The sequence below is a fragment of the Streptomyces djakartensis genome (assembly GCF_014651075.1).
GTDB classification, from domain to species: domain Bacteria; phylum Actinomycetota; class Actinomycetes; order Streptomycetales; family Streptomycetaceae; genus Streptomyces; species Streptomyces djakartensis.
The window spans coordinates 46,840-56,662 of sequence record NZ_BMWE01000032.1; the positions used below are offsets into that span (position 1 = coordinate 46,840).

The 9,823-nt window shown below is 69.7% G+C and carries 9 protein-coding genes and 1 pseudogene; 6 read left to right on the top strand and 4 right to left on the bottom strand.

What is annotated here, in order from left to right:
• Positions 1-348: 348 nt before the first annotated feature.
• The gene (locus tag IE212_RS32645) at positions 349-1,476 is read right to left on the bottom strand and encodes an AI-2E family transporter (RefSeq protein ID WP_190201602.1); all 1,128 of its coding nucleotides are present in this window, start codon (positions 1,474-1,476) and stop codon (positions 349-351) included.
• Positions 1,477-1,948: 472 nt separating this feature from the next.
• Here IE212_RS32645 and IE212_RS32650 point away from each other — a divergent pair, with 472 nt between their 5' ends.
• Positions 1,949-2,353 (top strand): hypothetical protein, encoded by a 405-nt coding sequence (locus IE212_RS32650; protein WP_190201603.1) that lies wholly within the window; start codon positions 1,949-1,951, stop codon positions 2,351-2,353.
• 456 nt (positions 2,354-2,809) lie between these two features.
• Here the strand turns inward: IE212_RS32650 and IE212_RS32655 are convergent, their stop codons facing one another.
• Positions 2,810-3,550, bottom strand: a complete 741-nt coding sequence (locus IE212_RS32655; protein ID WP_190201604.1) for a FadR/GntR family transcriptional regulator — start codon at positions 3,548-3,550, stop codon at positions 2,810-2,812.
• 176 nt (positions 3,551-3,726) lie between these two features.
• On the opposite strand from IE212_RS32655, the gene IE212_RS32660 reads away from it, so the two are divergent.
• The 5 genes from IE212_RS32660 (at position 3,727) to IE212_RS32680 (ending at position 8,989) form a co-directional block, all read left to right on the top strand.
• On the top strand, positions 3,727-5,472 hold the full coding sequence (locus IE212_RS32660) for an L-lactate permease (RefSeq protein WP_190201605.1): 1,746 nt from the start codon (positions 3,727-3,729) through the stop codon (positions 5,470-5,472).
• A gap of 53 nt (positions 5,473-5,525) precedes the next feature.
• On the top strand, positions 5,526-6,323 hold the full coding sequence (locus IE212_RS32665; RefSeq protein WP_190201606.1) for a (Fe-S)-binding protein: 798 nt from the start codon (positions 5,526-5,528) through the stop codon (positions 6,321-6,323).
• A 20-nt stretch (positions 6,324-6,343) separates the two neighbouring features.
• Positions 6,344-7,765, top strand: coding sequence for a LutB/LldF family L-lactate oxidation iron-sulfur protein (locus IE212_RS32670; protein WP_190201613.1), 1,422 nt, complete (start codon positions 6,344-6,346; stop codon positions 7,763-7,765).
• A gap of 23 nt (positions 7,766-7,788) precedes the next feature.
• Positions 7,789-8,433 (top strand): LutC/YkgG family protein, encoded by a 645-nt coding sequence (locus tag IE212_RS32675; protein ID WP_190201614.1) that lies wholly within the window; start codon positions 7,789-7,791, stop codon positions 8,431-8,433.
• Positions 8,434-8,536: 103 nt separating this feature from the next.
• Positions 8,537-8,989 carry an ATP-binding protein gene (locus IE212_RS32680; RefSeq protein ID WP_190201607.1) on the top strand — a complete coding sequence of 151 codons (453 nt, stop codon included), beginning with the start codon at positions 8,537-8,539 and terminating at the stop codon, positions 8,987-8,989.
• 103 nt (positions 8,990-9,092) lie between these two features.
• Here IE212_RS32680 and IE212_RS32685 read toward each other — a convergent pair.
• Together IE212_RS32685 and IE212_RS32690 are read right to left on the bottom strand one after the other, a co-directional pair.
• A pseudogene (locus tag IE212_RS32685) lies at positions 9,093-9,200 on the bottom strand (transposase); the annotation flags it as partial.
• 23 nt (positions 9,201-9,223) lie between these two features.
• Positions 9,224-9,823 (bottom strand): DUF6585 family protein (locus IE212_RS32690; RefSeq protein WP_190201608.1); only part of this gene is annotated, 600 nt, incomplete at its 5' end.

Below are 9,823 nucleotides of genomic sequence, written 5' to 3' on the forward strand. Positions count from 1 at the left end.
ACCGGCCCCTGACACGTCGAACTGCGCCGGCTGCTGGAGCGACGAGTGCGGCCGTGCGCCCGCTGGGCCTCGACGATCCGCGGACCGTCCCCGGCTGTGGTGGTCCGGGTACCCGATGGGCCGCACCCTGCCAGGTGCTCCCCGCGGTGCCGTCGCCATGGGGGTGGGAGGAGGGACGAGCTCGAGTGGCCTGGTGCGCTCTACCAGCGCGCTCAGGTCGAAGCGCGATGAGCACGCCGTCCGCATCGCCGTCGAACGGCTGGAGAACGGGGAGCACGGTCGGGGCGTACACCTCCAACGTCACCCGACCGGCTCGGTTCACCTGGCGACGGCCCTTCGCAAGCCCGGTCAGGAACGGCCGCGGTGGCGCAGCAGACCACGCAGCCGCGCGAACAGCGACGGACCGTCCGTGCGCGGGTAACGCCGGCCGTCCTGTGCCTGCAGATCATCCGCGACGTCGTACCGCTTCACATACGCACTGAAGAACGTCTGCATCGTGGCCACCACCGGAATGGCGATCAGCGTGCCGGCCACACCGAGCAGCGCGGTGCCCGCGATCACGGAGCCGAAGGCCACCGCCGGATGGATGTCCACGGTCTTGGACGTGAGTTTCGGCTGGATCAGGTAGTTCTCGAACTGCTGGTAGACCACGACGAAGACCAGCACCACCACGGCGTACCAGGGGTCGACGGCGAACGCGGCCAGGATGGGCACGGCGGCGGCCAGATAGGTGCCGATGACCGGGATGAACTGCGACACCACGCCCACCCACACGGCGAGCGCCAGGGCGTACGGCACGCCCAGCAGCGCCAGCATGACGAAGTGGGCGACCGCGGAGATCAGGGCCATCAGCCCACGCGAGTAGAGGTACCCGCTCGTCTTGTCGACCGCGATCTCCCAGGCCCGTAGCACCTCCGTCTGCTTGGCCGGTGGCAGCAGCGAGCACAGCGCGCGGCGCAGCCGGGGGCCGTCCGCGGCGAAGTAGAAGGCGAACAGCAAGATCGTCAACAGCCGGAACAGACCGCCCAGCACGGAAGCCGAGAAGTCGAACACGCCGCCCGCGCCCTTCTGTACGTACGTCCGCAGCCAGTCCGGGCGCAACAGCCGGCCCTGGATGTCGCGCCGCGACAGATCCGTGTGGAACGTCCGGTTGATCCAGCCGATGAGGGAGTCGGAGTACTGCGGGAAGTGCTCGACGATGCCGCTGATCTGACCCGCCAGGAACGAGCCGAACAGAGCGAAGAATCCCGCCACCCCGAGGGCCACGGCGAAACACACCAGAAGGGCAGCCAGGCCCCGGCGCATCCCCCGGGCCACCATCCGGCCGATCGGCGGCTCGATTCCCAGGGCCAGGAAAGACGCGATCAGAATGCCGACCAGCAGACCGGTGAGCCTGTGGAACGCCCAGCTGCCAAGCTGGAAGGCGGCCACCAAGGCAAGCGCCAGCACCATGGCACGCGGCAGCCACCGGGGCATCCGGGCGGCATCCCCCGCTTCTGCGGTATCGGCCGCGGAAGGCGTGGGCCTATCAGGCGGCCGCGGCTCCTGGCCGGGATCCGGCTGCGTCATCGACGGTCACAGGGGATACGAAAGGGCGCGACATCCCGCCGGGCGCCCTTGGTTGCACCGAGCGGCGGGGCCCCCGCCCGAGCCGACTGCCTGACCACCAGCTCGGACACCTGCTCGCGGTAGAACACGGCGGCCACCAGCGTGCCGTCATACCCCGGCTCGCGAGTGCGCGTGAGCGACGGATCCGGAACAGGCGCGCGGGTGTCCGACCGGCCACAGGCCGACGATCCACACAGAACAGACAGTTCCTGTGAAGTTCCGATACCTTCCGCTCTGTTGACCATCACCTTTACTGTCTAGCCTCTGCCGCGCCCCCGCGCATGTCCGCGGCGCAGTGCTGACCCCGCAGTGACAGGCGAGTAGCAGCCCCCTGCCGGACATGTTCGAATTGACGGATTGGTCGAAGCACGCGCAAGAGCAGGTGCAGAGTGCCATCGCCAAGGACCAGGAGGATCTGGCGGCCGCGATCGAACAGGTTCAGCGGGAGACGGAACAGCGGGCGGAGCAACTCCGCCGTGAGGGAGCCGAGCAGAAGGCCGCTGCCGCTGCGTCGATGGAAGAGGCGCAGAACAAGTGGCAGGAGCATGTAGCGAAGGTCAAGAGCCATCTCCAGCAGCGCAAGGGCGAGCTCGATGTGAAGCGTGCCGAACTCAAAGCGGATGATGCGGAGGGCTACGCCTCGTATGCGATCGACTTCGCCGGCCCCGCGATCCTGGAGGCGGAATACGCTGCGCTGGAGGCGGTGCGGGCCCATATGGAGGCCGAGGCTCTGGCCGGCAGGTAGGAGCAAACCGAGGAACGGCCGATCTCAAACGGTGCAGCGGGCTGCCCAGCGCAGCAGCAGTACCGCCATGACCCGGGGCGCTCGCCACCGGGCACGTGATCGCGCGACTGTGTGCGTCAGTGCCACGCGCATCCTGGCCCCCGGCTTGCCGGACAGGACCAGGACTCCACCGCCACGGCGGCTTCGCCCCATCGGCGCAGACCACGCGGAGGTCCGCTGGAGGTAACCCCGGCTGAGGCCCCGGCCATGGCTCGCATGATCCACGACAGGGACCGCTCCTCGATGCGGCGGCCGGGCAGCACGATGAAGCCAGCGTGTCTCGGCGGGAGGAGACGACGCCGATCGTCGGTTTCAAGGGCTTCTTCGCCCAGTCGATCAGCTGCCCGTGTATGCGGAGTCCGCCGCCGCCTGGTCCGCCTCACCGACGCAGGACGCGGTCTCACGACGCTGCGGCCGTCAGCCGTCCATGACCTTCTTCACGATGTCCCGGTGGAAGCCGCGCACATGTGCCTCCACGAGATCACCGGCAGCCTCCGTGTCGCCGGCCGCGATGGCCTCGTAGATCGCGTGGTGCTCCGCCCGCAACCGGGAGGCGACCTCTTCCCAGTCGTCGAGCTTGTTGAACACCGTGAGCAGGGTGTGCCGCACCGCGTTGCGGACCGCGACGGTCATGTCGGCCATCAGCCGGTTGCCTCCGGCCTCGGCGATGGCGACGTGGAAGTCGGTGTCGCAGTCGTTGAACTGCTCTCGGGGCAGGCTCGCGTCGTCCATCCGGAGCAGGGGATCGCGGATGCGCTCGAGACCGTCCTCGGTGACGAGTTCCGCGGCCAGGCGGGCACTGGCCCGCTCCAGCGTGGCGCGGGCCTCGACGACGTCACCCATCGGGAAGTTCGCCAACGCGATATGCAGCCGCAGCAACTGGGTGAGGGCGGCGTCCGGCATGGCCGCGATCACCGTGCCCGAGGACGGCCCGGTCCCCACGCGTGAGCGCAGCACCCCCTGGGCCTCCAGGACGCGCAGCGCCTCCCGCACCGCGGCCCTGCTGACACCGAGCATGTCGACGAGCTCACGCTCGGGCGGCAACCGGTCCCCGACCTTCAGCCTGCCCGCGACGATCTGCTCTTCGATCCGGGCCAGGACGAGTTCGAAGGTGCGCGAGCGGGGCACTGGCTCCCAGGCCGCAGTCATGTCAGCCATAGAAAGCCCTTTCCCCAAGCTCGTGAGTCCTTAAGTGTTGATCATAGCTTGAGTAACCCGGACTTTGGTCTGACCAAGTCGCAATTCGGCCGCTCGAACTCTGGACAAGCGGGGGTCCGCTGCCTAGCGTGAGGAACCAAGCAATGGTCTGACCAAGACCCCAAATGTGAGGGTTCATGTACCAGCCAGATCTCTCCCCTGTCGCCGACAGCCTCGCGCTCTCGTCAGTCGTCGCCGTCCTGCCGCTGCTCACGCTTTTCGTCCTGCTCGGCGGCCTGAGGATGAAGGCTCACTGGGCCGGACTCGCCTCACTGGCCGTCGCGGTGGCGGTGGCCGTGACCGCTTACGGCATGCCCGCCGACCTCGCCCTGCTCTCGGCGAGCGAGGGAGCGGCCTTCGGGCTGTTCCCGATCATGTGGATCGTCATCACCGCCATCTGGGTCTACCAGCTCACGGTCGTCAGCGGTCGCTTCGAGGACCTGCGGAGGGCCTTCGGCCTGATCAGCGCCGATCCACGGGTCCAGGCCATCATCATCGCCTTCTGCTTCGGCGGACTGCTCGAGGCGCTGGCCGGGTTCGGAGCGCCGGTGGCCATCACCGGCGTGATGCTGATGGGACTCGGCTTCGCCCCGGTCAGGGCAGCCGTCACCGTGCTGGTCGCCAACACCGCTCCGGTGGCCTTCGGTGCCATCGCCACGCCCATCATCACGGCCGGCAACCTGACGAAGATCCCGTACACGGAGATCGGCGCGTACGTCGGCCACCAGACACCGCTGGTCGCCCTCTTCGTGCCGCTCCTTCTCGTCGCCCTGGTCGACGGCCGCCGCGGAGTGCGCCAGACCTGGCCGGTCGCGCTGGTGTGCGGAGCGGTGTTCGGCCTGGCCCAGTTCATCAGCGCCACCTACCTCTCGGTGGAACTGACCGACATCATCGCCTCGCTGGCAGCCTTGGCCGCCATCGTCCTCTTCCTCCGTGTCTGGCGTCCGCGGGGCGGTGAGGAGGCCAGGGCCGATCTCCACAAGGCGGCGGAGCAGGAGCAGGGCGACGGTTCGGCGGGGCAGCCGTCGAAGCCCGGGCACGGCGACCGGCCCGTGGCGCCGTCCGCGACGCCCACCGGGCAGGACCGCGGTGCCGTGACCGGAACGCTCCCGACGGCGGGCACCGAACAGCGGATCGAGGGCCCCAGGATCCTGATGGCCTTCCTGCCCTACCTGATCATCATCGGGGTCTTCTCGCTCGCCAGGCTGCTGACCCCCCTCAAGGAGTTCCTGGCCGCCTCCGACGTGAAGTTCGGCTGGCCCGGGCTCGACGGCGAGGTCCTCACGGCCGCCGGCCAGGCCTCGGCCGCCACGGTCTACACCTTCCCCTGGCTGTCCTCGCCCGGCACCCTGTTGCTGCTGTCGGGCGTCGTGATCGCCGCCGTCTACCGGGTGAGCCCGGCAGCCGCCACCCGGGAATTCACCGCCACGCTGGCCAAGTTGCGCTGGGCGCTGCTGACCGTCGCCGCGGTCCTCGCACTCGCCTATGTGATGAACCTGTCCGGACAGACCATCACCATCGGCACCTGGATCGCCGGAGCGGGTACGGCGTTCGCGTTCCTCTCGCCCCTCCTCGGCTGGCTGGGCACCGCGGTCACCGGATCGGACACCTCCGCCAACGCCCTTTTCGCCACGCTCCAGCAGACCGCCGCCAACAAGGCAGGACTCGATCCGACGCTGCTGGTGGCGGCCAACACCTCCGGCGGTGTCGTCGGCAAAATGATCAGCCCGCAGAACCTGACCATCGCCGCCACCGCGGTGGGCCTCATCGGCCGCGAGTCCCAGCTCTTCCGGGCGGCGATCAAGTGGAGCCTGATGCTCCTGCTCGCCCTGTGCCTGCTGGTGTACCTCCAGTCCAACGTCCTGGCCTGGATGCTGCCATGAGCCCCGCACCCGTCCGGAATCCGTCGCCCGCCTTGCCCTCCCCTCACGGAACCATGCGGATCGCACTGTTCATCACCTGCCTCAACGACACGCTCTTCCCAGCCACCGGCCGGGCGGTGGTGACCCTGCTGGAGCGGCTGGGCCACCGCGTGGACTTCCCGCCGGAACAGACCTGCTGCGGCCAGATGCACTTCAACACCGGTTACCGGCGCGACTGCGTGCCGCTCGTCCGGCGCTTCGCCGAGGCCTTCGCCGGGTACGACGCCGTCCTCACGCCGTCCGGCTCGTGCGCCGCCATGGTGCGCGAGCACCACGGGCGGGTCGCCGAGGTGTCCGGCGACGAGCGGCTGTCCGCCGCGGTCCGTGACGCACCGCCTGTGTACGAACTCTCCGAGTTCCTGGTCGACGTGCTCGGTGTCACCGATGTCGGTGCGTACTTCCCGCACCGGGTCACCTACCACCCCACGTGCCATTCCCTGCGCATGCTCGGCGTCGGCGACCGGCCCCTCGCCCTGCTGCGGGCCGTCCGCGGCATCGACCTGGTCGAACTGGGCGGGGCCGACCAGTGCTGCGGGTTCGGCGGCACCTTCGCCCTGAAGAACGCCGACACATCGGTGGCCATGTGCACGGACAAGGTACGGCACGTCCTGGACACCGGAGCCGAAGTGCTGTGCGCCGGTGACAACTCCTGCCTCATGCACATCGGCGGCGCGCTGTCCCGACTGCGCACCGGAGTGCGCGTCATGCACCTCGCCGAGATCCTCGCCTCCACGGAGAAGGGCCCCGTTCACGGCGCGGAGGAACCCTCGCCCGCCTCCTGGCGCGACACCGAAAGGACGAAGACTCCGTGAACGACGCGACGTTCCTGGGCATGCCGGCGTTCCCCGCGGCGGCGGCAGGCGCCCTGCGCGACTCCCAGCTGCGCGGCAATCTGGCCCGGGCCACCGGCACCATCCGCTCCCGGCGCGCGGCAGCCGTCAGCGAGCAGGACGACTGGGAGCACCTGCGGGAGGCGGGCCGCGCGGTCAAGGAACGCACCCTGCGCCATCTGGACCGCTACCTCCTGCAGTTGGAGGAGAAGGTGACCGCGGCGGGCGGCACGGTGCACTGGGCGCGCGACGCCGAGGAGGCACGCCGCATCGTCGTCGGTCTCGTGCAGGACACCGGCGAACGGGAAGTCGTCAAAGTCAAGTCGATGGTCACCCAGGAGATCGGGCTCAACGACGCACTGGCGGACGCCGGCATCGACGCGTACGAGACCGATCTGGCCGAGTTGATCGTGCAACTCGGCCAGGATCACCCCTCACACATCCTGGTCCCCGCCATCCACCGCAACCGGGCGGAGATCCGGGAGATCTTCCTGCGGTCGATGGGCGCGTACGGCACCGCGGCGCCGGCCGACCTCAACGACGATCCGCGGCGTCTGGCCGAGGCCGCGAGACGCCATCTGCGGGAGAAGTTCCTGCGGGCCAAGGTCGCCGTCTCGGGTGTCAACTTCCTGGTCGCCGAGACCGGGACGGCGGTCGTGGTGGAGTCCGAGGGCAACGGCCGGATGTGCCTGACGCTGCCCGAGACGCTCATCTCGGTCGCCGGGATCGAGAAAGTCATACCCACCTGGCAGGACCTCGAGGTCTTCCTGCAGCTGCTTCCCCGCTCCTCCACCGGGGAGCGGATGAACCCCTACACCTCCACCTGGACCGGCACGAGGGCCGACGACGGACCCCGAGCCTTCCACCTGGTGCTCGTCGACGCGGGCCGCACCGAAGCGCTCTCCGACCCGGTCGGCCGGCAGGTACTCAACTGCATCCGCTGCTCCGCCTGCCTGAACGTGTGCCCCGTGTACGAGCGGGTGGGGGGCCACGCCTACGGATCGGTCTACCCCGGCCCGATCGGTGCCGTCCTCAGCCCTCAACTGCGAGGCACGGCCTCGGAAGTGGACCGTGCACTGCCGTACGCGTCGTCGCTGTGCGGGGCGTGCTACGAGGTCTGCCCCGTCAAGATCGACATCCCGGAAGTACTGGTGCACCTGCGGGCACGGGTCGTGGAGGACGGGCGCGGGCGACTCGTGCCGAAGCCGGAGCGCCTGGCGATGGCGGCCGCACGCTGGGTGATCTCCCGTCCGGCCCGGCTGACGGCCGCGCAGCGTGCGGGAGCCGTGGCCGCACGGCTGGTGGCCCGGCGCGGCCGGGTGGGCCGGCTGCCCGGCCCGCTGTCCCGGTGGACCGACACCCGCGACGCCCCCGTACCTCCCGCGGAGACCTTCAGCGCCTGGTGGAAGAGGACGCGGCGATGACCATACGCCGGAAGGAGCCGGAGATGAACGCGCGCACCGAAGTACTGGACCGGATCCGGCGCGCCCTGGCCGACGTGCCGGCGAGCGAGCGTCCACAGGACGTCCCCGTGCCCCGCCGGTACTCCCACGGCGGCGCACCCCCGACCGGGTCGGCGGCGGCCGTGGAACTGCTCGCCGAGAGACTGGCCGAGTACGGGGCGTCGGTGCACCTGGTGTCCACGCAGGACGCCGCTTCCCGCCTGGGGCGGTTGGTGGCCGGCCTCGGCCCCGGTCCCGTCGTGGTACCCCGCGGCTTCCCGCCCGAGTGGCGGTCCACGCTGGACCCCGACCGGGTACTGACCGACGTACCCGCGCTTCCGGTCGCCGAACTGGACCGGGCCGGTGCGGTGGTGACGACCGTGGCCGCCGCCATCGCCACGACCGGAACCCTCGTCCTGGACGGCGGGCCCGGCCAGGGCCGGCGTGCCCTGACGCTGGTGCCCGATGTCCACGTGTGTGTCGTACGGGCCCGACAGGTCATGGCGTCCGTGCCCGAGGCGCTTGCCGCGCTGCGTCCGGCACGTCCTCTGACCTTCGTCTCGGGGCCGTCGGCCACCAGCGACATCGAACTCGACCGGGTGGAAGGTGTGCACGGCCCGCGCACGCTCGCGGCCGTCGTCGTCACCTGAGAGTCCCGAAGTCATCGTCTTGCTGAGCGAAGAGAGTTGAGCAGTGAAGTCCGTTCCCCATCCAGTACCGCGCCGGTACGGAGAACCGACGGCGCCTCACTCGATGCCGTCGCCCGAGAACTTCACGGCGTCGGCGAGCTGCACGCTGCCCGCCGAGACGCGTGCGGTGGCCAGAGCCAGGGCGTTCGCCCGGGACCGGCTGGCGGCGTGGCACCTCGGTGACGAAACGGCCGAGGCGGCAGGCGTCGTCGTGTCGGAGTTCGTCACCAACAGTGTCCGGCACAGCGGGGCGCACAACGTCACCCTGCGACTCGCCCGCTGCATGTCACACCTCTGGATCGAGGTCGTCGACACCGGTGTGTGGCGCAACCCCACGGGTTCCGACGAGAACGGCCTGGCCGAGGGCGGGCGGGGCATCTGGCTGGTCGACGCACTGTCCCAGCGGTCCGGAGTGCACCGCACCCGGCACGGCACACACGCCTGGGCACTGCTGCCCGACGCGCCCGTCGCGTGCGAGCGGCCCGACCGCTCGTTAGCGGGGCACATTGGAATATGAGTCACTCATTTCTTGCCCAGCGCGTGCCCTGACGAACGCCACGGTGAGCGCGGGAGCGGTGCCGCCGCCGCTGAAGTCGCCGTGCGTAGCTGCGGAGGCGGGTTCACACGGTCTTCCACGGCTCGTAGCGCTCCGGCAGGTCACACCAGGAGATACCGGTGCGGATCCTGTAGATCATCCCGTTGATGACCTGCCGGTCCTCCACTCGCGGCCGGCCCGTCGCGGTGACGGACCCTAGATCCGCCGGTGGCCGGGGTCGCCCGCCGCCGGGTCGCCCTCCAGTACCGGGCGCTGGCGCAGTCGTACGGCGTTCAGTATGTGCTCACCCAAGGGGTCGGATTCCAGGTGGGGATGGGCGTCGATCCGCAGGCGGTGCCCGTCACGGGTGATCACCTGGTAAGCGACCACCTTGCCGCCGAAGAGATTGGCTCCGCGGGCCTGTCGTGAGAGCACCAGGTGGTCGACATCGTCCCAGGTCACAGCGCGAGGGCGGCCGTAGGAGGTGTACACGAGCCCGCCCGCGTACAGATGCGTGCGAACGAATCCCTTGGGCATTCTCCACAACAGGACCGGGAGCGCGATGATCACCAGGACGAGCGCCGCGAGCAGACAGAGCACCACGATGGCCACCAGTTTCCGGAGGCCGGGGATGTCGGTCCCGGTCTTGCTGAGGACCCAGTTCACGCCCCACAGGGCTCCCACTATCACAGCGCCGATGGCCACCGTGCCGGCCAAGATCTCCAGCGGGCTGGTGTTCTTGCGGGTGAAGACGTGATCGCCCAGCGAACGCTCGGCCGCCAGGCGGGTGACGCGTGCCGACGGGGCGTAACCCTT

Excerpts from the sequence above, each read along its gene's own strand:
- IE212_RS32645 (WP_190201602.1), bottom strand. The coding sequence starts at position 1,476 with ATGCCCCGGTGGCTGCCGCGTGCCATGGTGCTGGCGCTTGCCTTGGTG.
- IE212_RS32655 (WP_190201604.1), bottom strand. The coding sequence starts at position 3,550 with ATGGCTGACATGACTGCGGCCTGGGAGCCAGTGCCCCGCTCGCGCACC.
- IE212_RS32670 (WP_190201613.1), top strand. The coding sequence starts at position 6,344 with ATGCCGGCGTTCCCCGCGGCGGCGGCAGGCGCCCTGCGCGACTCCCAG.
- IE212_RS32660 (WP_190201605.1), top strand. The coding sequence starts at position 3,727 with ATGTACCAGCCAGATCTCTCCCCTGTCGCCGACAGCCTCGCGCTCTCG.
- IE212_RS32680 (WP_190201607.1), top strand. The coding sequence starts at position 8,537 with ATGCCGTCGCCCGAGAACTTCACGGCGTCGGCGAGCTGCACGCTGCCC.
- IE212_RS32675 (WP_190201614.1), top strand. The coding sequence starts at position 7,789 with ATGAACGCGCGCACCGAAGTACTGGACCGGATCCGGCGCGCCCTGGCC.
- IE212_RS32665 (WP_190201606.1), top strand. The coding sequence starts at position 5,526 with ATGCGGATCGCACTGTTCATCACCTGCCTCAACGACACGCTCTTCCCA.
- IE212_RS32650 (WP_190201603.1), top strand. The coding sequence starts at position 1,949 with ATGTTCGAATTGACGGATTGGTCGAAGCACGCGCAAGAGCAGGTGCAG.